Source organism: Sphingobacterium sp. 2149 (genome assembly GCF_031455655.1).
GTDB lineage: Bacteria > Bacteroidota > Bacteroidia > Sphingobacteriales > Sphingobacteriaceae > Sphingobacterium.
In genome coordinates, this window is sequence record NZ_JAVDTD010000002.1 from 56,512 (window position 1) to 82,735 (window position 26,224).

The 26,224-nt window shown below is 38.8% G+C and carries 21 protein-coding genes; 1 reads left to right on the top strand and 20 read right to left on the bottom strand.

Features of this window, described 5'->3' with window-relative positions; genetic code table 11:
* Nucleotides 1-307: 307 nt before the first annotated feature.
* Entirely contained in the window at nt 308-1,102 is a 795-nt protein-coding gene (locus J2X77_RS02575; RefSeq protein ID WP_209579406.1) for a tyrosine-protein phosphatase, read from the top strand.
* A 27-nt stretch (nt 1,103-1,129) separates the two neighbouring features.
* Here J2X77_RS02575 and J2X77_RS02580 read toward each other — a convergent pair whose 3' ends face one another.
* The 20 genes from J2X77_RS02580 to J2X77_RS02675 all read right to left on the bottom strand — a co-directional run bounded on the left by J2X77_RS02580 (nt 1,130) and on the right by J2X77_RS02675 (nt 25,138).
* Nucleotides 1,130-2,074, bottom strand: coding sequence for a UDP-glucuronic acid decarboxylase family protein (locus tag J2X77_RS02580; protein WP_209579405.1), 945 nt, complete (start codon nt 2,072-2,074; stop codon nt 1,130-1,132).
* 27 nt (nt 2,075-2,101) lie between these two features.
* Nucleotides 2,102-3,232 carry a hybrid sensor histidine kinase/response regulator gene (locus J2X77_RS02585; RefSeq protein ID WP_209579404.1) on the bottom strand — a complete coding sequence of 377 codons (1,131 nt, stop codon included), beginning with the start codon at nt 3,230-3,232 and terminating at the stop codon, nt 2,102-2,104.
* A gap of 120 nt (nt 3,233-3,352) precedes the next feature.
* Nucleotides 3,353-4,411, bottom strand: coding sequence for an endonuclease/exonuclease/phosphatase family protein (locus J2X77_RS02590; RefSeq protein ID WP_209579403.1), 1,059 nt, complete (start codon nt 4,409-4,411; stop codon nt 3,353-3,355).
* Nucleotides 4,412-4,421: 10 nt separating this feature from the next.
* Complete coding sequence (locus tag J2X77_RS02595; RefSeq protein WP_209579402.1) at nt 4,422-6,239, bottom strand: HAMP domain-containing sensor histidine kinase; 1,818 nt, start codon at nt 6,237-6,239, stop codon at nt 4,422-4,424.
* A 13-nt stretch (nt 6,240-6,252) separates the two neighbouring features.
* Nucleotides 6,253-7,437: a glycosyltransferase family 2 protein gene (locus J2X77_RS02600; protein WP_310078850.1), complete on the bottom strand. Its 1,185-nt coding sequence runs from the start codon at nt 7,435-7,437 to the stop codon at nt 6,253-6,255.
* Nucleotides 7,438-7,475: 38 nt separating this feature from the next.
* The gene (locus J2X77_RS02605; protein ID WP_209579400.1) at nt 7,476-8,327 is read right to left on the bottom strand and encodes a glycosyltransferase family A protein; all 852 of its coding nucleotides are present in this window, start codon (nt 8,325-8,327) and stop codon (nt 7,476-7,478) included.
* 27 nt (nt 8,328-8,354) lie between these two features.
* Complete coding sequence (locus tag J2X77_RS02610) at nt 8,355-9,497, bottom strand: glycosyltransferase family 4 protein (RefSeq protein ID WP_209579399.1); 1,143 nt, start codon at nt 9,495-9,497, stop codon at nt 8,355-8,357.
* Between the two features lie 118 nt (nt 9,498-9,615).
* The gene (locus J2X77_RS02615) at nt 9,616-11,061 is read right to left on the bottom strand and encodes a lipopolysaccharide biosynthesis protein (protein WP_209579398.1); all 1,446 of its coding nucleotides are present in this window, start codon (nt 11,059-11,061) and stop codon (nt 9,616-9,618) included.
* The gene (locus J2X77_RS02620; RefSeq protein ID WP_310078853.1) at nt 11,054-11,995 is read right to left on the bottom strand and encodes a glycosyltransferase; all 942 of its coding nucleotides are present in this window, start codon (nt 11,993-11,995) and stop codon (nt 11,054-11,056) included. The genes J2X77_RS02615 and J2X77_RS02620 overlap by 8 nt, the downstream gene beginning before the upstream one ends.
* Nucleotides 11,992-12,597, bottom strand: a complete 606-nt coding sequence (locus J2X77_RS02625) for an acyltransferase (RefSeq protein ID WP_310078855.1) — start codon at nt 12,595-12,597, stop codon at nt 11,992-11,994. The genes J2X77_RS02620 and J2X77_RS02625 overlap by 4 nt, the downstream gene beginning before the upstream one ends.
* Nucleotides 12,578-13,711, bottom strand: a complete 1,134-nt coding sequence (locus J2X77_RS02630) for a glycosyltransferase family 1 protein (RefSeq protein ID WP_209579396.1) — start codon at nt 13,709-13,711, stop codon at nt 12,578-12,580. Before J2X77_RS02630 ends, J2X77_RS02625 begins: the two co-directional genes overlap by 20 nt.
* On the bottom strand, nt 13,680-14,861 hold the full coding sequence (locus J2X77_RS02635; protein ID WP_209579395.1) for a glycosyltransferase: 1,182 nt from the start codon (nt 14,859-14,861) through the stop codon (nt 13,680-13,682). Before J2X77_RS02635 ends, J2X77_RS02630 begins: the two co-directional genes overlap by 32 nt.
* Nucleotides 14,861-15,775 carry a glycosyltransferase family 2 protein gene (locus J2X77_RS02640; protein ID WP_209579394.1) on the bottom strand — a complete coding sequence of 305 codons (915 nt, stop codon included), beginning with the start codon at nt 15,773-15,775 and terminating at the stop codon, nt 14,861-14,863. The genes J2X77_RS02635 and J2X77_RS02640 overlap by 1 nt, the downstream gene beginning before the upstream one ends.
* The gene (locus J2X77_RS02645; protein ID WP_209579393.1) at nt 15,756-17,201 is read right to left on the bottom strand and encodes an O-antigen ligase family protein; all 1,446 of its coding nucleotides are present in this window, start codon (nt 17,199-17,201) and stop codon (nt 15,756-15,758) included. Before J2X77_RS02645 ends, J2X77_RS02640 begins: the two co-directional genes overlap by 20 nt.
* 6 nt (nt 17,202-17,207) lie before the next feature.
* The gene (locus J2X77_RS02650; protein ID WP_209579392.1) at nt 17,208-19,364 is read right to left on the bottom strand and encodes a hypothetical protein; all 2,157 of its coding nucleotides are present in this window, start codon (nt 19,362-19,364) and stop codon (nt 17,208-17,210) included.
* Between the two features lie 4 nt (nt 19,365-19,368).
* Nucleotides 19,369-20,082, bottom strand: a complete 714-nt coding sequence (locus J2X77_RS02655; protein ID WP_209579391.1) for a TolC family protein — start codon at nt 20,080-20,082, stop codon at nt 19,369-19,371.
* A gap of 47 nt (nt 20,083-20,129) precedes the next feature.
* Complete coding sequence (locus J2X77_RS02660) at nt 20,130-21,326, bottom strand: sugar transferase (RefSeq protein WP_209579390.1); 1,197 nt, start codon at nt 21,324-21,326, stop codon at nt 20,130-20,132.
* Complete coding sequence (locus J2X77_RS02665) at nt 21,326-21,691, bottom strand: PleD family two-component system response regulator (RefSeq protein WP_075994586.1); 366 nt, start codon at nt 21,689-21,691, stop codon at nt 21,326-21,328. Before J2X77_RS02665 ends, J2X77_RS02660 begins: the two co-directional genes overlap by 1 nt.
* A 122-nt stretch (nt 21,692-21,813) precedes the next feature.
* Complete coding sequence (locus J2X77_RS02670) at nt 21,814-24,057, bottom strand: LruC domain-containing protein (protein WP_209579389.1); 2,244 nt, start codon at nt 24,055-24,057, stop codon at nt 21,814-21,816.
* Between the two features lie 250 nt (nt 24,058-24,307).
* Nucleotides 24,308-25,138 carry an AraC family transcriptional regulator gene (locus J2X77_RS02675; protein WP_209579388.1) on the bottom strand — a complete coding sequence of 277 codons (831 nt, stop codon included), beginning with the start codon at nt 25,136-25,138 and terminating at the stop codon, nt 24,308-24,310.
* Between the last annotated feature and the right edge of the window lie 1,086 nt (nt 25,139-26,224).

The following is a 26,224-nucleotide window of genomic DNA, read 5'->3' on the forward strand; positions in this document are numbered from 1 at the left end:
GACTAAGCAACTATTATACCGAAACTGTTACATTCAAAAAATAATAACATGAATAGATTATAATTCATAGAACAGCGCATCATATTTAACAGATTAGACTTACAAAAAATAATTCTCTAACATCACTTGTCGGAAATTTATAGCATACCATTCGACCTTATGCATATCAATATAATTATTGGCATATTGTTTGTAATAGGTACCTCGTAGTCATGGAAAGGAATTTGTAACTTACCCTTCACTTTATATAGCTTGAAACGCCACTCCTTTACTGCACTATTTGCACAACAATAATAAGATTTGCATCATGGGATTTTTTAGTAATTTGTTTGGGAAAAAGACTTCATCAATCCGCTCTTTAGCGCAGTTGGAATTTTTAGAAGTAGACATGCACAACCACCTGTTACCAGGTATTGATGATGGAAGTAATTCTGTGCAACAATCCTTACATTATATCCAAGAGCTGCAGCGTTTAGGCCTTAAAAAGTTTATCTGTACCCCACATATCATGGCCGGCGTACATCAAAACACCAAGTTTAGTATTGAACACGCGAAAGATTCACTGGTGGCGGGATTAAAGAAATCTGGCAATGATGTGGATATATTCGGCGCAGCTGAACATATGATTGATGAAAATCTTTCTTTATTGATCCGTGAAAATGAGCTCTGCGTGATGCCAGGCGGTTATGTATTGATTGAAATGTCTTATCTATCCGAATCGAAAGCTTTGTTTCATACCATCTTAAATATTCAAAAATTAGGTTACAAACCTATTCTAGCTCATCCTGAACGTTATAATTATTACCATAGCAACTTTAACATTTATAAGCAGATCAAAGATGCAGGCTGCTTACTCCAATTAAATCTACTTTCCTTGAGCCGATACTATGGGGTCGATGTTAAAGCCATCGCGATGACCCTATTAAAATCCGGTATGTATGATTTTGTCGGTACCGACCTCCATCATCAACGTCATCTTGATGCTTTAAAAAATATAGTTGAAAAATACCCCATTCGTGAGATGTTAAGAACTTCACCCATCTTAAATGAAACACTTCTTGATCATATCGATCAACATAAAGGTCAAGTGATCGCTGTATAAACGGCAGATACAATCACTATAAATTATTTATAAACATGTTTTAAAATAATCTATTGTCTTTGACAATCCCTCTTCCAGTTGGATCGTGGGATTCCAGTCCAAGCAATTCTTGGCAACTTCAATATCAGGCTTCCTTTGTTGTGGGTCATCTTGAGGTAATGGCAAAAACTTAATCTTCGATTTTGAACCGGTTTGTAAGATCACCTGTTCCGCCAATTGAAGTATAGTAAATTCATTGGGGTTACCTATATTTACTGGCCCTATAAAAGATGGTTCTGCAGCCATCATTCTTATCATTCCATCCACCAAATCATCTACGTATTGAAAACTTCGGGTCTGATTTCCTTCGCCATAAATGGTAATATCTTTATTTTGTAAGGCCTGCATAATAAAATTGGATACTACTCGCCCGTCCTGCGGATGCATGCGTGGACCATAGGTATTAAAAATCCGGACGATCTTTATCGCAATATGATGTTGCCGATGATAATCCATAAACAACGTTTCGGCACATCGCTTTCCCTCGTCATAGCAGGAACGGATACCAATAGGATTCACATTTCCCCAATAGCTCTCGGGCTGTGGATGGATGTGTGGGTCGCCATATATTTCACTTGTAGAAGCCTGTAAAATACGTGCATTTACCCGCTTTGCAAGTCCAAGCATATTGATTGCCCCCATAACGGATGTTTTAATCGTTTTTATCGGATTATACTGATAGTGAACTGGGCTGGCGGGACAGGCAAGATTATATATTTCGTCCACCTCAGCCAAAAAAGGTTCTGTCACATCATGCCGCACAAGCTCGAAATACGGGTTTTTCAACAGGTGAACGATGTTAGATTTATCCCCAGTGAAGAAATTATCCATACAGATGACTTCATTCCCGTCCTTAAGCAAACGTTCACAAAGATGTGAACCTATAAATCCAGCTCCTCCCGAGACTAGTACTCTTTTTTTTAGGTTATACATAAATTAGTGATTTATACTGTCGAATTTTTAATGGTTAGACGGCTTATTCAAAAGTGGCACACGAAAGCCGAAACGTGAGCCAATATGCTCTTCCGACTCGAAAAAGAAGACCCCACCGTTTTGTTGGATAAAATGGTAAACAACCCACAGTCCCAAACCCTTACCTTTCTCCCGCATAGGCGTAATCTTACCTTCTTCCATAATTTGGGCTTGTAGCTGACGCTGTGCATCCAAGCTCATTCCCACACCTGTATCAATAAATTCGACAACAGCATCATCTTTATCGCGATATAAATTGAGCTTGATCAGGGAATCTTCGTGGCTAAACTTCACAGCATTGATCAAAAGATTCCTCAACATACTTTTCATGATATCCACATCAAAAAAGATCTGCAAACTGGATTGTAAGGTTAATTGTATGTCGATATTTTTCAACTTGGCTGTCGGTTGAAGCGTCTCCACTACACCTTTGATCATTTCATCAAACTCAATTTCCTGGGGCATGTAACTTAGCACACCCAAACTATTTTTAGTCCATTTGAGCAGATTATCCAAAACACTAAAAAGTTGCTCAGCGATATCATTACCCGTATTGACCATATCTGCATACCCAGTATTGCTGCTTTCGGGGCTCATGGTCAAAATATTTAAAATCATTTTTAATGAAGATATTGGACTTCGGAGATCATGTGCCAGAATAGCATACATTCTATCCCGATTTAATATTGCTTCCTGAAGCTGTGCCGTCTGTTTGGAAATGGTATTGCCCGATTCAATCAGCTTAACCTGATGTTTGATACGTTGAAGCAATTCCTTCTTATTAAAGGGCTTCGAAACATAGTCAACACCGCCGCTGTCAAATCCACGCACAACATCATCAGCAGATTTTAAGTTCGTGATAAACAATACTGGAATATGTTTATACTGTTCCATGGATTTCAACTCCGCTGTCAGATCAAATCCATTTGTTTCGCCCATGACAACATCCATTAAAATAAGGTCGATTCGATTATTTTCCAAATTTTCGAATGCTCCTCTAGCACCCGAGGCAGAGAAGACGTTGAAATGTTCGCGTTCTAAGATTTCTTTTAATACAAAAAGATTTAGCTCAGAATCCTCTACGACGAGAATATTATACGTTGAAAAATCAATTTCCATAGATCATTATAACTTACTTAGATATTATATAGAAGGATCCAATCATTTTTTACCATTCATAAACCAATATTACGTTATTAATTGCTGCAATAATTTGTGTAGCAAAAATATTATACAATATCAATTTACCTTTAAATCAACCAGTACAGGAAGATGATCACTATAATCAACATTGCCAGTACTATAATTTATAGCCCGGAATTCATTGCCGGAAAAGAAGACAAAATCAATCCGGAAGAGCTTCATTAAATAGGCATAGGTATAGCCATATCCATTACCCGCTTCGCAAAACGCATCCTTTAGATTTCCTTTAATTTTATGATAACTATATGAATTAGGACTGTTATTAAAGTCTCCACAAATAAGTGTAGGAAAAGGCGATTTATCGATTAAACTCCGTAAAAGATCTGCCTGAGCACCCCTCAATCTGAAATTTCCAGACATTGTTTTAATCGCACTCAACCATTTTACCCCTATATTTTCGGCAGCCAATAGATTTCCTTTCACCTGGTTCCAATTTGTCGTTTGCAAATGGCAAGTTCCAATGCGGATCCTTTCACCTTTAAAGGAAAGATCGGCGAAAATCGCACAATTCGGACGTTCCTCAAATGATACAGTCTGAACCGATTCCAACGGAAACTTGCTTAAGATAGCAAGCTGATTGTTTCCTGAATTGCTTTCCGTCATTATTAAATATGGAAACTGGCCAAATACCTCCTTCAATTCCGACGCCGAACACTCGGCCGGTACCTCCTGCAGACATAACGTATTTACTTGCTGTGATTCAATATAGGAAGCAATCTGTTCCATGGAAGATAAATTATAAATCATTTTGAATTCACGGACATTATACGACGCTAAGCGTATGTCTGCCGTTTCATTCTGTTCCATTGAGTTTACTTGAATTATCTTTGCGAAATAATGAAAGTTGGCCAATAGTGCTATTAACGGACAAATACTATACCAACCACGCCTGTAAAGGCCAATAATAAGGAAAAGCAAATTACCACAGACAAGTGCTGGCAATAACACACCAATCCATTGAAAAAAAACAGTGGTCTGTGGCGAGATAAACAACGCTAAAAAGGACAATGAGGTAAGCAGTGACACGATAACAATTACAATTCTAATTAACGCGCCGGATATACTAAACGGTCTAAATTCAAACTCTTGCGCCATAATATGTTATTTAAACCTGTTCAAATAGGGGAAATTTTATGCTAAAAGTAGCTCCCTCTCCAAGCTCCGACTCGACACTTAACTGCCCATTCATTTGCTCAACTATACCCTTACAAATCGCCAGACCCAAACCCGTACCCTTATCCAACGAGTTAATCTTATAAAACCTATTGAAGATCAACTCATGATTTTCCTTGGCTATTCCTATACCATTATCCTTTACATAGAATTCTATATGATCATCTTTTAACGTATAACCAACATGGACAGCACCTTCTGGCGGTGTAAATTTTAAGCTGTTATTAATAAGATTGACCAGGACCTGAATGACCCGACCACGATCCAGTCTCGCCACGACCTCCCTTTCAGGAATGTCAAAAATTATAGCAGGCTGCTCATCATTGGGCAGAAAACTCAATGATAATTCATTCAATATTCCTTTAAGAGACACATCCGAATTCCTTAGCCTAACTCTACCTGCATCCATTTGTGACATTTCAAGTACGTCGGTTATCAATCGCAGCAACTGGCTACTATTAGCGTTGAGGAGCTCACCATATTCCTTTCGCAATTCAGGATCTGGCGTATCTGCAATAATACTTCCAAATCCCATGATTGCGCTAAGCGGCGTACGGATTTCATGATTCATATTGGAGATAAAGGCAGACTTTAACCGTTCGGATTCCTCTGCTGCTTCTTTTGAACGCAAGAGTTGCTCTTCATAACGTAACTGATCAGAGATATCGCGCTTGATGGTCCAGACAATATCTTCACCATTGCCATTTTTGATCATCAGCGAACTGCATTCTGAGCCGATAATATCAAGTTCTGGATATAGCGTATCACAGCGGTATTGATAATAACCCGAAGCTGAAATGATTTTTTGTACCGATAAATCCCAAGCTTCTTGTGTTGTGAACTCACGCAGACATTCAAAGATTTTTAAGCCAGTAATATCTTCCAGTTCATTAAGACCGTTTTGCTGCCGGCATGCTTTATTTGCGAAAGCCATATTTCCATTTTTATGACATGCAAAAATACTATACGGTGCATTGTCAACAACTGCAAGCACCATTTCAAGTTCATTTCTGTTCTTAATAAAATCACTTACATTTTGCGAAAAACCTTCTATTATATATACATTGTTTTCAAGGCGTTTATCATATTTTGTCGCCCGCACATAGGTTATGGGAGCACCAGATTGCTTTATACGGTATTCAAATGTACTATAATCAATGGAATCATTATGTAGAAATGCCTCCATTCCCTTTCTGTCATCTGGATGGACAGAAGTGAGCAGCTCCGCCAAAGTGATCTTCTCAGGTGTTTCCAGATTCCTTTTAAGTAAATTAGAATAACCATTGTGTGTTAATTCCTGATGTTGCATATCATAGGTCCAATGGCCAATCATGGCGACCTTTCCTACCTCAAGCTGTGCGGTAAGTGCCGATTTAAGACGGTACTTCATATTACTCCTTTGAGTAATATCCCGATACTGACAAATTAAATGTTCGTCATCAAATTTGTGAATCAGAAATTTGAAATAATACATCTGTTCATCTGTTGGAAGATCGTAATTTAGATTGGAGGTTTCCCCTGTTTGACGACAAAATGCAAATTCCTGTTCAATGAGCCTCGATGTCGGTTGAGGCAAAAGGGACAAAATATTCTTGCCAATTACATCGACGTCGGGGTTTAAAATTGGATTATTTGTTTTCATTATTGCATCTACGCAAATGTTATCACGGTTGATTAACAATAACGTATCGCAAGTTATATTCAGTATCTTCTCCAAGAACTTTAAATCATGTAATATTTTTTTCTCCATAACATTCATAGGTTTATTTTCTTTGAGATTTCTCCCACCCGCCAACAAAGCGCCTGCTAAATAAATAGTAAATTCCACGCATCACATTGATGTTCATAAACAAAAAGTAGTACGGGATATAAAATAATTTCGAACTATTGGGATTATTTCGCCGCGCATATCCCAAAGCCGCACAAAGATAGCAGAGACACTGAAGCGCAAAAATGACGTAAAACACATTGAAAGATGATGAACTTCGGTATCCAAGAATGGCCGACAGGGGGAAGAGCGCAAAAAGGGCAAAAGGTGTGACAGACCACCGCAGCACACGATGTGAAATATATTGAAAACTCAGCTTCCCAAATTTAAACACATTTAATAACGGAAGTAACCTTCCTATAGACTGCCATCCACCTGCAGCGATACGTCTTTTCCGCTTTCCTTCTTCTTCCATGTTCAGCGACCCGTACTCGACAGCATAGGCATTCGATGTATAGGCAATCCGATGCCCTTTTTGTGCAATACGCATCGATAGCATAAAATCATCCAACAAGGTATCTTCTTCCATTGAATCGAATAATTCTTTACGCACTGCAAATAGTTCTCCCGCAGCTCCTACAGCAGAATAGAACTCAAAGTCTAGCCTTTTTAGCAGCGATTCATATTTCCAATAAGCTCCCTCTCCTTTTGAAGAAACAGTATCATCACTGCTAAAAGCCACCCTTTTCTCGCCAGAGACACAACCGATTGTTGGATCACTAAATTGGTCGGCAATAATCTTCAAAGCCTCTGCATTCAGCAAACAATTTGCATCGCTAAACACAACAACTGGAGTTTTCACATATTCCATGCCATGATTAACGGCAGCGGTTTTGCCTCTCCTAAGGGGTGACCCGACAATCTCTACCATCGGATACTGCTTCAATAGCTCACGACTGTGGTCGGTACTTCCATCTATAACCCATAGGATGTGTAACTTGTCTACTGGGTAATCAAGTTCAAGGCAATTTGACATTTTTTCAGGGATAATTTCCGCCTCATTATAAGCGGTAATAAATAGCGTCAACGGAGGAAACTGCTTTCCCTCGCTGTTTTGCTCGCCCTCCTTTCTCTGAATGGGGTATGGAAATAACCTAGCTAGTATAAAAATGACGATAGCATAACCGATATAGGTATATAGCACCAAGAATATACAAGTCCAGAAGACAAATTGAATCATAGGCCTGATAGATTTTAGACAAAAATAGACAATTATTTTTACTGAATCTTGTTGGAATCTTCATCCTGGTAATGCTTTTTCCCTGAAAATAGCCCACCCATGGATGTTATTGCTTTACGCAACCTGACAAAAAAGCTATTTGCAAGAGATCCGTCGGCAGCGATTGTATTCTGTCCCGTCATCGCCCGCGCTTTTGGACTTCGAATAAAATGAATCTTTCCATAGGCCTTAAGTCCCAAAGCCATTGACCCGTCTTCGCCACGTTTTATATCTGTCCTAAAATTAACCTTTCGCCCCAGCTCGGTCTTAAAGGAAAAGACCATCCCCCGCACGCACAATTCAGGCCTTTTTATAAATTGCAGGTTCAGGTAAATATCCCGAAGTGCTTCATAAAACCAAAGCAAAGTCCTCGACTGCCCAGCTCGGGGCAAGAAACTCCACAAACTACATGTGGCGGATATCCCTGGCCTATCTAATACTTTCATATGCGTTTCAGCATAACTTGGGGGATACATGGTGTCTCCATCTACGCAAAGTATAAATCTGCCCCGTGCTTGATCAAGACCACACTGTCTAGCAAAGCCCGGACCCTGCTTTAGTTCATTGTGATAAGTCACACCAAGTCGTTTCAAAATTGATTCTGTTTGATCCGTCGAATTATTGTTAACGACAATTAATTCCATGGGCAAATAACAATGCTGTTCTGCTAAAGACCAGAGACATGCCAAAAGCTTCTTTTCTTCATTATAGGCGATGACCACAATACTTATAATCGGGTCAAAACTTGAAGAAAGTTCGATCTGTGCCCGAACTTTCTCGATAACATCATTATCTACAGACCCCACTTCTTGGTCATAGACCTTCGCATATTGTGTATACCATTTAGCCATCCTAGCGTCAATTATTTTGTTAAAACATTAAATTGCTTGCAGCACTTTATTCATCTGTTCGGCCCATGATAAGTCCAAAATACTATTGCGAATACAGGCTGGGTCAAATTTTTCCTTTTTTAAAAATTCCAGTATTTTAGTGATATTAATAGCGGACTCATCAGGACCCGCTTTAATCACATACGGTCGGCCGTCAAAATCAGCATCAGTTTCCGAATAGATAAAGGGAATTCCACGCGCTGCATATTCTCTATTTTTTAAGGTTTTTATGACCTGTATACCACTGCGATGACGGCCTAAACTACCGATTGCAAAGTCTGCCAGATTAAACATGGCATCCAATTCGTCACCCCAAAGCGGGCCATGTAAGACTACCTCTTGCTGAAGATTGAATTGCGTTATCGGCTCCAAAATAGATGAACGTTCACGTTCGCCGCTGAATCGGCCAACCAAGTGAAAAATGACTTGGCAATCAGGGTGACTTTGTTTATAAATACCAAGTCCGCGAACCAGTCGATCAAATCCGTGCCAATAATGTATTTCCGCAACACCAAGCAAATGGATAATTCGTTTTTCTACTCCTTCCTGTGGTTTACGAACTGGAATGGCACTGAAGTCTATCCCATTGGAGATACGTATCGCTCGCTGCCCAAAAATTGTTCGGGCATCAGAAAAAGTCACCAAAGCGTCCAATTGCTTTGCAAGCTTTTTACGATAAAGACGATCGATTGCCAATTCGAGGCGCATGCGCAAGGTTACATATTCCTGATCATAAGGATAAGTCGGAATCTCCAATAACACCTTTGCGCCCGAAAGCCGCATCATCTTCACCATGTTTAATGTGAAAGGATTGGCATTATGGTCAGACCGGATATAAATCAGTTGGAACTTATTTTTCCGTACGTATTCTGAAATCGCCCGATAGTCTATACGTTTACGTATTTTTGCTATTGGACCTCTACCGAAATCCATAAGAATCTCGTCTCCGATCTTCCATACACGTGATCCATTCCTCTCTACAGTGTAATAACAAAGCTGCACATCGACGCCATTGGATTTCAAACCATTAATTTGACCCCATATTTTTTTACTTACACCATTATGTTCACTAAAACCATGGAATACTAAAAAAAGTACCTTATACGATTTATCTTTCACTGGAACCTTCACGTTCGATTGTTGTTAAATACTTTTGCTGCTGGACTGGAAAATACGAAAAGAATATCAATACAAGAAAAAATGATCAAAATGCTTTGATTAAAATGCGTAGTAAGCTATTTTAATCTTGTTAAAGTGATGACTTACGTAAAAATGCCAACAGCAGATTGCGATACCCTCCGAACCAAATCATTAATATCATAGAAAAAACATAGATACCTGTTTTGAGTGCTAAGCGAAACCCCAAACTATCGGGCAACTGGTAACCTATGACCAAATGAAAAATGAGCCCAAGTAGGAGTGCAAAAAAGATCGGGCGCCATAGGCCATAAAAAAAGCCAACCATACTCCGTTTGAAAACCACGCGATACATTAGCCAGTAGGCCTGTACAAAATTGACACTAAATGTAACCAATAAACACATGGCCACTGCGTCAATACTTTTAGCGTAAAATACACCAAATAGTATTCCCGCAACATTTAATACGGCCGAAAACAAACCGCATATAAACAGACTTTTGGTATCACCAGCTGTTTGGAAAATGGAGCCCGATGAGGATAGTATCAATTGGATCCCGACCGTTAGACTCAATATTTTAAAGGAAGGAATAGCTAATCCCCACTGCGGTCCAAAAAATAATAAAATGAGTTCTTCAGCCGAAAAAAAAAGGAAAACAGAAAGCGGAAATCCGATCAGCGACAATAAACTGGTTAATTTTAGATTTGCCTCATAAAGATATTCATTATCCTTTCCCTTCTGACTTAATATCGGATGGATTACCGGTGTAATTACCTGCGTAATATTCTGAAGTGGCAGGGACATTAGTCGATAAGATTTATCATAGAACCCCAGCGGTACCATGCCCAGGTATTTACCAATTAATAGGGTATCCGAATTTCTGCTGAAATAGTTGATAATATTAAATAAAAACTGAAAAATAGAATAAGAAAATAAAGGCCGAAGAGGTTGAAATGGAAAACGTAGGCTAAATTTTAATGGATACTTTAAATATGAAATAATAAAAATCAATAGTGATGAGAATATCGGATTTAAGATAAGCGCGTAGACCCCCATTCCTTTAAAGGCAGCAATTATAGATAGACCGCCGCCGATAATTTGAACAACCAAACTTCGTAAAGCGATCGATTTAAATAACCTATCGCGAAAAAATAAGGCATTAGGAACTACGGTAATTCCCGAAAAAAATAGGCTTAGCGCCAGTAATTGGCAGATTGGTTTCAACTGGGGCTGTGCATACCATTTTTCGATAATTTCAGCAGACAAAAAGAATAGTACTGACAAAGTGATAGCAATATATACAGAAAGGGAAAATAAATAGCCTAATACCTTTCGATCCAGCTCTTTGTACTGTATAACTGCAGGAGACAGTCCGAAATCGGCTATTAAATTTAGGAAAGCAATGGCCACCGTAGCTATGGCCACTACACCAAATTGATCTGGTGCGAGCAATCGTGCTAAAACTGCGGTAACGACCAGCGAAATCACCAAATTCGCGTATTTGGCCAATGCCGTGAAAAATACTCCAGAAACGATTTCCTTTTTTATGTTATCCATGCAAAAAGCCTTTCTTAAACAGTAGAACTCCCATAGTTTTAAATGAAACATATCTTCGCCAATGCTTCAAAACCAAGAGAAATACTTTCGAGCGCTCAGCGATCGATAGCACATGTGCTTTCCATACCACTGCGTCCAACATACGATGCAGATACAACTCAATAATTTGTCTGCTATCCGAATGCTTTTGCCCATACTTCCTCAAACGCAGGGCAACTGTGAAGTAACATGTTATATTAAAAAGCTTTAATCGGCTTGTCATAATGGAATCCGGCCTGACACGCCGCTGAAAAAATTGCTCTGGAATATAAGCAATTCGAGCTGCCGCTAGATACAATAAGACTGTAAATAACTCATCCTCATGCACAATACCGGGTTCAAATCCAAATCCATTACGATCAAGTATGTCTTTACGAATTAAATACATACAAGCTGAAGAGAAGAAGTCATTTGCGTTCAGTTGCTGTTGCAATGCGTCCGGCCCACTTAAAACAGTATAAGCCGGCATTTTTTGTCGGGAATAATTAAAATCATTTAGTATTGAGCTATCCGAATTATCCGCAAAAACCGAAGCATCAAAATAAACAAAATCGAGGTCTTTCTTTTCACAATAATCCAAACACATGGATAGTGCATCTGCACGCAGCAGGTCATCACTATCCATAAAATAAATATACTGGCCGTTCGCAAGAGAAAGGCCTCTATTTCTGGCAGCAGATAGACCTTGATTTTCCTGGGAAAATAATTTGACACGGTTATCACATGAACTCCATTTTTCCAGTATGGAGAGACTTTGATCGGTCGAACCATCGTTGATTAATATAAGTTCAACATCAGCATATTCCTGATGAATAATACTCTGTATAGCCTGATCAACATACATAGCTGTATTATAAACAGGCATTATAATGCTAATCAACGGTCTTTCATTCATGGTTTGATCCAGACATTAAGATTAAAATCGTACTTTTTCACAATTTTTGCGGGGTTTCCAACGACAACACTATATGGCGGAACATCTTTTGTTACCACGGAGCCCGCACCTATAACAGCATGTTCACCTATGTTAATACCTGCTAAAATAACGACATTCCCGCCGATCCAGACATCGTCAGCAATCGTCACTTGAGCGGTGCTGACTCCTTGGTCTGCAATAGCTTTGGTCACATCTTGATATGCGTGGTTTAATCCTGAAATAAGAACATTTTGACCGATATTCACTTTATTACCAATCGTCACTGGCCCTATGATCGTATTCGAAATTCCTATTCGACTATTGTTGCCGATAAACAAGTCGCCGACAGCGTTATTCAATACAGCAAATGACTCGACCACGGATCGTGATCCTATAATACATGTACGAAAAGGAACAAGATCCCGTCTTACGCTACGATAAATGACTGAACCAGCCCCCCGTTTAACATAAAATAACTGCAGCATGCGAACATACCAGCGCGGCCGTGTACGCACAGGATTCATGATAAACCAGTGCAGTAAGCGCTTAAATTTAGGATGATTATGAATGTACGCTTTCATATATTGCTAATGTATGTTTCCCTGTATGTTGCCAACTGAAAGCTTCGCTTCGCGCCAAACCTTTACTAACAAGCGAGCTATATAACTGCGGTTCATCTTCCAATTTCAACATGCCTGCTGCAATGGATTTGATATCCATCGGGTCTGTATATACCACATTATCCTCGGCTACCTCAGGAATAGCAGATGTATTGGAAGTAACTACAGGTGTGCCACAAGCCATAGCTTCAAGCAACGGAAGTCCAAAACTTTCCCGGACCGAAGGATACAAAAAAGCAAAAGCACCATTGTAAACCTCAACCAATTTGTCATGAGCTATGTATTCTTCGACTACAATAAAATCTTTTATTGTCAACAGATCAAGTTCTTTTAATAGTTTTTCCAAATATATGTGATCTAAATCGGCTAGGAGCAACCTTTTTTTGTATTTGCTTCTCTCCAAATAAAAAGCATAAGCCATCAGGGTATTCCTCAGGTTTTTTTTGGGATCGGTATTACCTAAAAGAAGCCAAAAAGCCCCCTTCTCAAGCTTTAAAAATGTGCTTTCTGAAGGTATATCCATCGATTTAAATCTTGAACTTACACCATTATAGACCGTGATAATTTTTTTATGTAGATGTGGAAAGGCCGCTTCGATATTTCTTTTCTCAAAGTTAGAGACAGTGATCACGGTATGAACCTTTTTCAATACACGCGGCACGACCCAACGCCTATAGATACGTCCCAAATTTTGGTACATGGACGAATTACTACCAATCTTTTTCTCCATAAAGATGATATCGTGTAACGTAAGTACCAGTGGAATAGATAACCCCAATGGGGCAGTATTGGAGGTACAGTGCAGGATATCCGCATTGCTGGTTTTAATAAGTTTAGGTAAGAGAAGTTGCTCCCAAATAAAATAATTAGAGCTTTCCAAAACTTTAATCTCAAAATTTGCTGAACCTTCCAAACAGCGGTCCTCTCCCGGTCCGACAGCAATAATATACCGGTTAAAGGTATCCAACTTTTGAAGCGCACGGATTACTTCCAAAGCCACAAAATCCATTCCGTGTTTATTAAGGCGAAAGATTCGTTGTGCCTCAATTACTATAGTCTTCTTTTTTTTCGCCATGCGGTGTATGCACAAAAGTATTACGTCCCGATTTGATTCCCATAAAGCTACGTAAGATTGCCATAAAAATAAATGGTAATTTTAAAAAGCAGAGCAGAGTCCTCTTCGTATAAAATTTATTTGGTATGGCTAGAGCAAGTGACACGATAAACAAGCCATAGAGTATAAGCCATTTATAGGCCAATGCTGGAGCTACCAAATAGACGATACAGCCCAAAATAGGAACCATTCCGAGCAAAATAATACGGGGTGGAATCGACCATTGGATCAGTTTGTCGAGCATAGGCCAGTTACGGGTACGAATTATTGTGCGAAATCGCTTCAAAGTAATCAAAAAAGTGTCAATTTGAGCAGCAATCCATCTTTTTCGCTGATTGGACAGATCGCGACGGTTCTGTACTTTCTCGTCTAGTACATACACATCTTCCAAATACACCGTAAATATTTTATCTAAGAGCAAATAATACTCCAGCTCTTTATCCTCACCCATGGAGCTTATTTTAGCCATCGTATTTTTAAACCACTTAATTTCAAACAACATGCCCGAGCCCGTCAATGCGGCGGGTAACCCCAGGTTCACATGCCCCTGCCTAAAAATTGAATTATTTATTTCCTCACTGATCCCATCCAGATAGGCCGTATCGGTATTGCTGTTTTTTGCTATGCGATGTGTTTGGATGGCAACCGCGCCAGATGCAAAGCAATCGTTGACAAGTGCTAGATAATTTGGAGAAACTAAATTATCAGCATCCAATATAACCACGCCATCAAAATCTTCTTCTTTGATAACGTTCATTGTCAGATTTAGAGCAGCGGCTTTGGATCTTTTTTCATACGTAGGAATAAGTACTCGAACGCCTAAATCTTCAAGTTCCTGGTTTGTCTCTCTCGTCATACTATCAGAAACAACGATAATTTCGAAAAGCTGTTGAGGATAGTCTTGTTTTAAAAACGAGCGTATGCTATCAACGATTACTGCATCCTCTTTATATGCTGGAAATATAATAAGAAATCGATGTTGAATATTCGATCGTTCAAAGAATAATTTATTAGGAATGCGATAACCGACTGAAAAAACAAAGAAATACATGATCCAGACCAGGAAAGGAATAAAAATCAATGTTTCAATAATAAACAAAACCGTCTCCATCAGCTTAGATTCTTTTTAGAAAATAATTTAATCCCAGACCATGTCCCTGAACATACTGCACCAATATGACTCCACATACCCGAAAAAACAAATTTAATCAATCTTGTACTATTCGCTATCCCAATAAGATAAAAAACAGCCAAAATCCGGCTTATCCCCGACCTATTTCGATAAGCAAATAACAAGCGGTTACGTGTCAGATAAAATGTTTTTAATGGGGAGTCCTGGCCCGTGGAAGCGCTTTCTTTATGATAGATATGGGCAGCTGCAAAATACACTAATTTATACTTTTTGTTGATCCGACAGCTCCAGTCCAACTCCTCATAGTAAAGAAAGAAAAGCTCCGACATCATACCAATTTCTCTGATAATTCTGTTGGGTACCACCATAGCTGCACCATGCAAATAGGGGATCTCGATGCTTGTATCATATTGACCTTTATCCATTTCCCGATAACCGATCTGTTTATTACGTAGGGTAATTGATGTCAGCGGTGTACAGCCGGCAAATTGGATCATTCCCTTGGGTTGATAATACATTATCTTAGGTGAAATTCCACCTACTTGTGAATCTAGCGCAAATACTTCTAACATGCCCAAAATTTCGCTATCGGCGTTTTCTGGAAGCAGTGTATCATTATTTAAGAAATAAATAAATTCGCCAGTAGCTATTTCCAGCCCCAAGTTATTTCCTCCTGCAAATCCCAGGTTCATTCGATTATAATAGCCTTTGATATTAGGAAATTGATGTTTGATCAGACTATATTCATCTTTTAACGAACCATTATCGATGACAATAACCTCATATGCAAAAGATAGTCTTGCATTCAGAATACTTTCTAATAGGGAAATGGTATCAGCCAATCCATTATAATTGACCGTTATGAAAGATATTTTATACGGTTCTGATGTCATCGCTCAGTTTTTTGTCCAAATAAGGCGAAAGCATAATAACCCCCATTAGAATGTATACGGTCTGCCCAGTAGGCATTTGATGGAGCACTTCATTTGCATAGCCCGCGACCATAATTCCTGCGAGACCAGATGTAGCCGCCATCGCAATAGACTTGATCCGCCTATCTTTCAGTCGAAAGAGCACGTAAAATGTGCCATATCCCAATATCGTGAGACATAAAATAATATAGCAAAAAAGACCGAAGATCCCCGTTTCTACCCATATAAAAACGAAGGAAGAATCTGTTGCGATACCATGTATTGCATCTCCTTCATTCGCATGTTTAGACCCGCCCAATCCTATACCAAACGGATGGTCGCCCATAAAGGTTCGCATTTTTTTCTGGTTCTCCAAGCGAACATTAAAGGAAGCATCCTTTGAAAAAGAGAAAGCTGTCCGCATACGACGGATATCGGAACTGCTATTGCCAATGGTCGTTAAATTAAAGAAAGCAAAAGCCATTATTAATAAAGAAAGACCAAAGATTATCCACTTCCACTCCTTCACAAGAATAATGAAAAAAGCAAAGCCTGCAAAAGGAACAGCAATAGCGGCCCTTGTCCCGGATATCATTAGCCCGTAAGCCGCAAAAGCGACAACAAAAATATAAAGAAAACGTCTTTTTGCCTGCTTCTCATAAATAGCTAAGATCGTAAAAACTACCACAGCCAAGCCCATATGGCAGCCAAAGTTTGCTGCATCACTGAAGAATGAAAAGTAACGGATCCCACTATAAATAACATGCGTATGAGCGCCGAATGTATATAGCCAAGCAGACTCGAATCGGTCTAAACCAATATATTTTTGGCCTATCGCCTTTAAAGCTCCCAATAGAACAAGTATACCCCAAACTCTAAAAAATAAACGCAATTTGGGAATGTTATCCAGACTAATAAAAACCAATAATTGAAATAAGACAATATGCATTCCAATGCTACGGACCGTCGTAATCCAGTTTGCAAAAGTGGACATAGGATTTACAATTTCCAACATGCAATATAGCATCCAAAGGATGGAAAGCAGGAGAAAAGTATTAAAGTAAACCTTGCCTAAGGGATTTCCCCGAATAAAATGTAAAGCTAATGAGAGAAAATTGAATAAGATCAAAAGATCGAGTATGACGCCTACGGGAAGTGGAAATGTAATATAACGCCCAAAACCCATCACCAGGTAGGATACAATATACAGAAGAAAGAAACAACTTATTGGTGAAGATAACAGGACCATAATAACCAACAGAAATACCGGCAACATATAGAACGCCATAGCCATTGACACACCGGCAAAAATAAAAATGCAAGTTCCTGCCAATCCCCCGAGTATGAGGAAAAGCAGGAGCAAATGCCGACTGGTTATCATCGATTTTATATGATCATACTGCATCATATCCAACTATTTTCCCAGCGATGTCAGACCAAAATTACCCAATTGATATTCCAGGCGTCTCAAAAAGGTAAACGGAGGCAACATTCCTGTAAACTCTTCCACAACATATTTTTCAGCGTTCATCAGGCAAATTACGATTGGTTTACCGGCAGAACGTTGCAATAGATCTGCGAACATCAACTCATCTTCTGTTTTCCATACCGAGTCAGCCCTTAATACCAATAACGTAGCCATCCCCCGCTCTAGAAATAGAGAAGGGATAGGACGCAATGCCATAGAGCCATGCTTGACTAATGAAATATCATAATTACCGAGTTTTTCAGCCCAGGCACCATCCACTAAATATTCCCTCGATTCTGCACTAAAATCAGTTCCTTCTTTATAGGCCAGTACATTAATACCCAATCCCTGCCAGTAGGCTGTTAAAATGTCTGTCAGTGAGCCCAAATCTAGTGTTGAAGAGAACTTGACGATATTGATAAAATTTATAGGATTTGCGTTGTTGTAAAAACCATATAATCTATTGGCCAAAACATGGATCGCTCTTTCTTCAATTTTAGTCTGTTTGACACCACTTTTCCCAAGCTTAGGTAGCGCTGCAATCACTTTTCCTTTTGTAATCCGTTCGGTTCGTGTTTTATCCCTTAGCGTACGGTCAAAAAGTTCAATAATAAGTAATATTCCAAGTATAAATGCCACAGTCCCAAAAAAGACAGCAAATACAATCAATTTTCTGCTATGCGGAAGTGCATTTAACGGAAAGCTTGCCGGGTTGATCACTTTTAGCGTAGCCGAATTCATTTCCAAGCTCTTTAATCTCAACCGAGCGGCATTTAAACTGGATAAGATTGACAAATAAGACTGCTCGGTAAAGGATATACCACGTTCCTTACGTTTTAAGACAGAGCCAATAGGTGAATATTGGGTGTATTTATGATCCAGTTCCTGCTTAAAATCACGGGCGACATTAAGTTCCGCCTCCGAGCGTTTGAAACGTAGAAGTTCTTCTACCCATTGCTTTACATAATTTGCATTTGGATAGCCGTTTTTAGTATATTTTTCCGCTGTATATTGATCCATAAACGAACGGAAGCCCTTCTCCTTTTGATCCAATTCATGCGACAGTACATCTAGATCAGCTCCGCCCTGTTTTTGCTTAAGAGAATCTACACTCAACGTCCGTATCTTTGAAATATTATAGTTGATGTCTGCAATCTGATTCATGCGTGCCAAAAACTCCGTATTATTTTTGATCGCACGCATATTGGCATCCATTCCCGACTCCAATTGTTTTATAGCTGCTTGTGCACTGTTATAAACAAATAAGACATCCTGATGTCGTAGTTCATACTCTTTATCCAATAAAGCAATTGCTTCCGTCTGTTTATCGTAATTGATCACCCGGTTTTCAACGTTATACATTGTCAAAGAATCTTCCTGTCCGCGAAGTTCCCGGCCTATACGTTCAAGCTCAGCCTCGAAATACCGGATGACATTGTTGGTACTGCCGAATTGCAAATTGGTATATTCGATCGCAAAAACTTTACTCAAAATATCCAATGTCTGAAAAGCAACCCCTGGATCGTTTGCCTGATAGTTGATCTGTAAAATATCGCTATTGTCTACCCTGTTGATCTTAATATTTTCGCGGAGAGCATTATAGCTGAAATAAGGATGGTTCCAGTTGAAAAGACCGTAGACAAAATTATTGCGGTCTGCTTTCTCATATTTTTCCAGATTCTTTACCGTATTCTCTTCCGAACTTTTGTCAATCAACTTCTGTACGTCTTTTGGGGTAATTGCGACGAGCTCCTTATAATGTTTTGCGGTAATATATACATTATCTTTAGTGGGATCACCGTGAATCATAAGCCGTGCATAAAGCTGCATGGAAAGCCTTTTGATCGTTTCCTTCGAATTAATGGTATTGATAATATTCTGGATCGAATTGTTTAATACGTTCCAGTCTTGCGAAGCATTGGATTCGCCCGGATCACTTCCATAACTTGAAATAACACCTGTATAGATTGTAATATCAGTCTTATACTGCCGGTCCATTTGACGAGTCAGGTAGATCGCCAGCAAGGCAAAACCTAGCGGCAAAATCAACAGCCACCACTTAATTCTGAAAATGGCCCGAAAGATATAATGGAAAATATTCATGATGCTATTGGCTTATAATTTTTGTCTTACTCAGGATTTCTAAGGTAAGGATTTCATTGGTAATAATAGATTCGTTGGTTTTCAGAATTTCATAAGCCTCTGTCTCCAACTTCTTTGCTGTATTAAGATCGCTTATATTTGCATTGCCTGACTTAAATTCATTCTCAGTCATTTTGTAATTCGCTAAGGCGATATTGTAATCTTCAATTTTTTTCTTGAGTGTAGAAAGAGCTGTTTTTACTTTCGTATAGGAGTTGACGATACGGATCCGTTGCTCATCAAGCCATTTGTCCAATTCCAGCTGCGTAAACCGCTGTTCCATCTTCTGACGTTTGATTTTATTGCCTCGATCGAAGAGATCATCCAAAGGAATATTCACTCCGGCAGTTCCGTAATAGGAGCTTTGGGTTACGCCAGAAGACTGATAAAAAAGAGGAGTATATTCATTCGTAAACGCTGAATTAATCGCGATATTGCCATACTGCCAAGATCCACCAACCCTGAAATATTTTAACCAGCTTCTCTTTTCTGTTATCAACTGATTAGCCTGAGCCTCCATTTTTGCCTCGTACATTTCCACTCCTGGACTTTGCTTGGCATTTTGATAAAGGATTTCCAAAGGCGGAAGTTTAAGCTTTGTAAAATCAACCATATCCGTTGGGTCCATCACAGATTGTGCTTTTAGCAATAGGCTTGCTGTAACTAAATTTAACAGCAAAAAAGCCCTTTTAAGCAATAAGTTCATCGAAATTAATATTTATGTTATTAAACATCCGCCTTTTGGATGAATGCGGAAAAAGTCTTATACAATATTTTTAAATCCATCCAGACCGAATAATGCTGTGCATAGTCAATATCTAGTTTTATTCTTTCCTGATCGGACATACTTCCATTATCGCCCCGCTTTTCTACCTGCCATAGGCCCGTTATACCTGCCGGAGCCATAAATCGCTCAACGCTATCGTCTGTCGTCAGCATCTCGGCTTCATAGAGTGGCAAGGGCCTATTTCCCACAATAGACATATCACCTTTAAGTACATTAAACAACTGGGGCAGTTCATCAATGCTATATTTACGTAGAATACGCCCTACCTTGGTTACACGTGGATCTTTCTCAAGTTTAAAGAAAGCCGCTTTTTTTTGCCTTCCAGCGCTATCAGAAATTTTTACAACACGTTCATCATCAATAAGTACATCACGTAGCTCATCTGTCGTAAAAAGTTGCGCATCACCATCGCTTATCATAGTCGCGACAGTGCTACGATTAACGCTCAACGATGCATCCGCATATTGATTAAGCGCCATATATTCCTTTAGACGCTTGTCAGCATCCGGGTACATGGATCTGAATTTATAAAAATCAAACATACAATAGCCAGATCCTATCCGTTTCGACTTATATACTGCCGAACCTTTACTTTCCAATTTGATGGCAATATAAACGACTGCCAGTATCGGGGAAAGTAGGAGGATTAAAATCGAAGAAACTGCAATATCAAACAATCTTTTTCCCAGCGGAATTCCTATTTGAGGAAAAGAAGTGTTTGCTGTTTCAAATTTTTCAGTCTGCGTTGTCGCCTCAAAATATAGCCTTATGTATTTTCTAATTGACTCAAAAACATCTGCATTGGCGCGTGGACTAATGGTATTTGTGATACCAGCCTCAAAATAAGATTGTTTCTCAAAACGTGAAAGATCATTTCCAATCAAGATCAATAATGTATCTTTGCCATGTTGGACAAGCTTTTTCAACCGTGATAAGTCTTTACTTAGACTTTTACTTTTTTCATAGAATATTACAGAAAAAAACTGCCCTTCTTGTTCTTGAAAATACATATCCATGGCTTCAAATGAATCAAAAAACCTCAAGTCAACACCCAAGATGTCTTGGACTTGTTGATGAAAACAATCAAAAGTTTCGAGATTATCGCCAAAGTATATATAATCGCTATATTGGGGCATTATTTTAATGCTTTTTTAATCCGTAATTTTAACTCAAGGGGATTAAATGGTTTTAAGATAAAATCATCGGCACCAGCTTCGAGCAGACTGATACGTGTATTGGAATTATCCTCACCAGACAAAAAGATAACCGGAATATTCTTTAGAAACTCGTTTTGCTTAATCATAATGAGCAAATCGTATCCATTCATCTCCGGCATGGTATAATCCGATAAAATTAAATCAACACTGTTCCCTTCCTTCAGCCAATTATAGGCGTCCATCGCATTACTAAAGAAACGAAAGTCATAATCTGCACTTAAATAAAGTGTAATTAACTGACCAATTGCTGGTTTGTCATCAATTATTAGAATCTTTTTTTTCATGACGTCTTTAGAATATAATGGTTTAGGCGTATGGATTGCGTTATTTAGGCGATCTCCATATACCAGAGCATTCGTTCCTATTAGACTTACTACTTTGGTACATGGAGATATTGCTGTTTTTATTATTTCTTATGCAGATACCAATCTGTATTTTGAATACCACTACTTGTTGCCCAAGACTCAAAGAGCGGATACGCAGCGGTAATAGCCTGTCCTTCGGATGGATACACAAAAGAAACAGGAACTAACAAACCAAAGGGCTCATTCGCTTTTGTCTTAAATGGATCCGTAGCTGACAGCAGGCTACCTGTTTCCTTTAACACCAAACTTTTATTGATTTTATCGGTCGCTTTATAACCAACCAGGTGCACCTCATTTCGGCCAGCAAGGTTTTGATTGAAGTTGACAATAAAGGCATTTAATGTGCCATAGGTAAAATTATCTATTGGTGTATTAAACTCAACAGTTACGATCACCTCTACTGGTGCATATTGGCCCGATTGAGTCGAGATAAAACGTGTATCCGACACACCAAAAGCTTTATGCGCGTCGTCCCATAATGGAAGCACTGCATACGTTTGTCCGGATTCCGTACCATTTGCTCCGAGAGGCAAGGCAGTACCAACCAAATCTTTGCGAGAATACGTCACATTTTTGACATTTCCTGTTGCGATACCATCAAGCTGTACTGCGGTTGAAAAACGGATCGAAGCACCAATCGAACGCAATTTCGCTTTCAGAGCCACTTTTGTCACCTTATTTGCGGTATTTTGATATTTGGTGATGTTCATATCCAACACACAGTCATTCATATCGTAATCACCTTTACTCGGCCATTTATCCTCAAAGATATAAGAATACGTTCCTAAATTAACTTCAGTTACGGTTTGGTCTGTTGGATTACCACCTGAAGAGTTATTTCCGCCAGCGTTACAAGAAGTCCCCGCAATCACCACTGTCGATTTATCGTAAGGGACCAATTTTGCTGGACTATTGATTACATAATAGGTGCTCCATTGAGCATTAGCAGTATGATCTGAGCAAGCCACCTCTAAGTTGCCACCATAGGTAATAGCCATCCATTGATTATTTACATCAACCTTTTTCAGACGGGCCAAAGCCTGACCTGAACTTGGTCCAGTCATGGTGCTCGACTGGCTGTTAAATTTGGCCAGGGTATTGACATCTAAAATAGACGATGCGGCCAAATTAATTTTTGTGCCCCCCGCATCTAATTTATCTAAACTCAATAAAGCTCCTTGAGAAACCGAAATAGTTGCTCCATTGGTTGTTAATGAATTGATCACCGTATGACAAACAGCTTCCAAAGTCGCATTGGTCAAAGTCGCATTCTGTACAGTAAGAGTCCCCTCATTGCGCACGACTGTACCGTTTGTCGTACTGCTCAGATTTTGGATTGTCGCTACCCCATAATTGGTAAAGTTACCATTTGTGATATCCGCTTTATCAGCTGTAAGAGTACCATAGTTCACATACAAGGTATTGTTTTTTGTTTCCATTTTGGAAAGCGAAGCCGATCCATAATTAATAAAGCCTCCCACTGTGTTCTGCGTTACATTCACGAGGTCGATAGAACCCGCCTGCATAATATACAATCCATTATTGCTTCCAAGGTTTAGCTCAAAGCTTGTATTTTTCCAAGATCCCTGAATGTAAATCTTCACATTACTTGTACCGTTGTTAGCATCGATCTTACCTGTAAAAGTAACACCAGATTTGACTACATAAGATTTATTCGACTCGACCGAAATTGTCGAGTTGCCCGATAGCGCGATCGCGTCCGAAGGGACCACTACTGGTGTAGCTTCAACCGCTGCTGCCTTTAAGCTACTACTAGCCAACGCACTCGTCGTGGTCGCAGCACGCAAAACACTCGCTTTGCTGCTTGATCCCGCTTTCGCACCGTCGACAGTGATTGTATTTTGTTGTCCAACTTCAATCATGCTGATAGCCGCAATACCCAGAGGACTAGTTTCTCTCAAATAGACATATTTCGCAATTGTCGGAATCATCAGCTTGCCAACAAAATCCTGACCTGATTTAGCCTGACCGGCAGCCAGCAAATTTGCTCCACTAGACAAAGTCGGATCATTATCAAAAATCTCAACCCGATAAAAATATTTACCGCTAAATTGATCGTCTACAGCAACGCGCACATCCACAGCACGTGTCGAATTCCACATAAAATCAGTTGGCACCTTAACGCCACCAGGAAATAAGGATGAAGAATCGGAGGCCGCAGCAGTGTCGTTGTACAAATCTTTCACTTTTGAACAACTTGCCCCGAAGAGCGTAATCCCTGCAAGACCCACCAAGAAGAGATTAAAGCTTTTTATGTTATACATAATTAAATAATAATAGATCAATATCAAACAGCTCTATCGGTTGACCGAAACAGGACTTTAATATTTGGCTTATATACAATACTATTAATGCCGAACTGCTTGAAGCAAAGATATAACTAATTTTAGTGAGTAGATGACAAAATGCGCAACTCCAGTATAAATTGCAAATCTTGTAGCGGTTCAACTACACTGTCGCATAACAAACTACAAAATTAGGTTATAGCAACAGAAAGATAATAAGTTAGGAATATTATCCATGCCAACGTTTACGGTACTCAGTTGGCGTCAAGGCCGTTTCTTTCAAAAAGAATGTACTAAAGTTATTAACGTCTGCATAACCGAGTTCCCAAGCAATCTGCTTAATACTGAGTGATGATTCGGTAATCAGCTTTTTACTCACTCGAAGCAACTCTTCGGTAATCAGTTCTTTTGGCGTAGCCCCCAGCAACTCTTTCGTTAAGTTAGTTAATTTTTTAGTTGCGATATTTAGCTCTTCAGCATAGAAAGCTACACGTTTTTCTTTTTTTACATACTGCTCCACCAACTCCTGAAAACGCCTTACGAGCTTAATATCTTCACTCTGTCCCACCAGTTCATCCGACTGTCTGTCTTCAGCATATATTGCCGCCAAGAGTACAATTTGCTTAACAATATTGTGAGCCAAATCGCGATATATCACCTGATTATAATTCTGCTTGGATAGCTTAAGTTGCATACCCACAAATTCATAGTAGGTCGCATATTCCATAGGCACACGCAGCACATGGTAGTTATATTCGTTTGTATTAAACGATTTGAAGTTCCGCAGAAACGCAGTATCAACCGCTGTACGGGCAAAAAAGCTTTCCGAAAAATAAATAATTAGAAAAGGTCGCGACTCATCTGGGTTAGCTTCAATTTTTATTCCCCTCGGAATCAAAACCAAACAGTATTCTTCAATTTCCGTAATCTGTTTATTAATCCGCATACTACAACCGCCCTTTGATACAAAAAGAACCACATAATTTTCTTTTGCTGTTGCATCCGTCACCTCCGAAGGCTCCTGCGCTACACCAATGACCCGCTGAACTCCAAATTCCATAATTATTATTTACTGCATATAAGGCCTGACAACCATTTCGTAATGCTGAAATAGGGAGCAATTTAGCAAATAAATCCGGAACACAAAAAAATGCATTTTCAAATCATGAAACGCATTTCAAGTACATTTGCTATATAACATCCCCCTGAAACATCTTCCTAAGCAGGCAATCACTAACTACATTTAGAAAACTACAAAAGGTGTAGCTACAGCAAGAAACAAGTAATGGTTAAAATTGGTTTTGACATGCAGATATATCCGCAAATTGTTTCCTAACCAACTAATCTATCAAGCAAACCTATCACCGCCCCCATCCTTATTTTGCACGACTTGTATTAGCCAGGATATAGAGACCTATATGCATGATAATTTAAAAGATAAACACTTGTAAAATGAACAAAAAAGTAACGAAACCTCCAAAAATCAGCGAATCTAAGGTGAATTTCAAAAAGTATAATGGCACAGAACGACTATTGTTCTAACACGCATAATAATAAGCAAAAAAGAAAAACAGATTGGTTGTCAATACAATTTTTCCTAAAATGAAACAGCACAGAAGAGAATATAGACTATTCAAATTTAAATCAAAAATTATATTATTTTATAAAAGAACAACTAAATAACAATTATTACATAATAAAAAAACCCACCCAGTTAAGTTAAGTGCTGAAAACGCGTATTTATACTTGTCAAGAAAAAATAAAAAACACACTAAAAATATCAACACGAGAAATATATGCCTACAATTACAGAAAAAAAAGACTCAAAGCATTTAAAACAGCATTAATGTTAAAACAAATTAATTACAGAAAAAAAAATAGGTGAAAATAAATCAATAAAGCACCAAACAAAATATAAAACAAGTTGTTCAATGGAAAGTTAGCATAAAGAAAGCTGGCCATATCTGTTTAAAAATGAAGACATATTGCCTTAAAATAATAATTTATCATAAATAACAGATACATACATAACGATGAAGAAAGTTGTTTTATTGTACAATCAACAGAGATTTATAAAAAGTTTACAATTTTTTTTTGCACAAGTTGATATTAAGTCGTAATATTACAATTCGATTCAAAAAAGTAC

What these genes read in the sequence shown, in the direction of transcription:
- J2X77_RS02630 (WP_209579396.1), bottom strand. Translation starts at nt 13,711, where the DNA reads ATGGCGAAAAAAAAGAAGACTATAGTAATTGAGGCACAACGAATCTTT.
- J2X77_RS02625 (WP_310078855.1), bottom strand. Translation starts at nt 12,597, where the DNA reads ATGAAAGCGTACATTCATAATCATCCTAAATTTAAGCGCTTACTGCAC.
- J2X77_RS02580 (WP_209579405.1), bottom strand. Translation starts at nt 2,074, where the DNA reads ATGTATAACCTAAAAAAAAGAGTACTAGTCTCGGGAGGAGCTGGATTT.
- J2X77_RS02665 (WP_075994586.1), bottom strand. Translation starts at nt 21,691, where the DNA reads ATGAAAAAAAAGATTCTAATAATTGATGACAAACCAGCAATTGGTCAG.
- J2X77_RS02615 (WP_209579398.1), bottom strand. Translation starts at nt 11,061, where the DNA reads ATGGATAACATAAAAAAGGAAATCGTTTCTGGAGTATTTTTCACGGCA.
- J2X77_RS02675 (WP_209579388.1), bottom strand. Translation starts at nt 25,138, where the DNA reads ATGGAATTTGGAGTTCAGCGGGTCATTGGTGTAGCGCAGGAGCCTTCG.
- J2X77_RS02650 (WP_209579392.1), bottom strand. Translation starts at nt 19,364, where the DNA reads ATGAATATTTTCCATTATATCTTTCGGGCCATTTTCAGAATTAAGTGG.
- J2X77_RS02670 (WP_209579389.1), bottom strand. Translation starts at nt 24,057, where the DNA reads ATGTATAACATAAAAAGCTTTAATCTCTTCTTGGTGGGTCTTGCAGGG.
- J2X77_RS02645 (WP_209579393.1), bottom strand. Translation starts at nt 17,201, where the DNA reads ATGATGCAGTATGATCATATAAAATCGATGATAACCAGTCGGCATTTG.
- J2X77_RS02600 (WP_310078850.1), bottom strand. Translation starts at nt 7,437, where the DNA reads ATGATTCAATTTGTCTTCTGGACTTGTATATTCTTGGTGCTATATACC.
- J2X77_RS02605 (WP_209579400.1), bottom strand. Translation starts at nt 8,327, where the DNA reads ATGGCTAAATGGTATACACAATATGCGAAGGTCTATGACCAAGAAGTG.
- J2X77_RS02590 (WP_209579403.1), bottom strand. Translation starts at nt 4,411, where the DNA reads ATGGCGCAAGAGTTTGAATTTAGACCGTTTAGTATATCCGGCGCGTTA.
- J2X77_RS02620 (WP_310078853.1), bottom strand. Translation starts at nt 11,995, where the DNA reads ATGAATGAAAGACCGTTGATTAGCATTATAATGCCTGTTTATAATACA.
- J2X77_RS02660 (WP_209579390.1), bottom strand. Translation starts at nt 21,326, where the DNA reads ATGCCCCAATATAGCGATTATATATACTTTGGCGATAATCTCGAAACT.
- J2X77_RS02585 (WP_209579404.1), bottom strand. Translation starts at nt 3,232, where the DNA reads ATGGAAATTGATTTTTCAACGTATAATATTCTCGTCGTAGAGGATTCT.
- J2X77_RS02635 (WP_209579395.1), bottom strand. Translation starts at nt 14,861, where the DNA reads ATGGAGACGGTTTTGTTTATTATTGAAACATTGATTTTTATTCCTTTC.
- J2X77_RS02640 (WP_209579394.1), bottom strand. Translation starts at nt 15,775, where the DNA reads ATGACATCAGAACCGTATAAAATATCTTTCATAACGGTCAATTATAAT.
- J2X77_RS02595 (WP_209579402.1), bottom strand. Translation starts at nt 6,239, where the DNA reads ATGGAGAAAAAAATATTACATGATTTAAAGTTCTTGGAGAAGATACTG.
- J2X77_RS02575 (WP_209579406.1), top strand. Translation starts at nt 308, where the DNA reads ATGGGATTTTTTAGTAATTTGTTTGGGAAAAAGACTTCATCAATCCGC.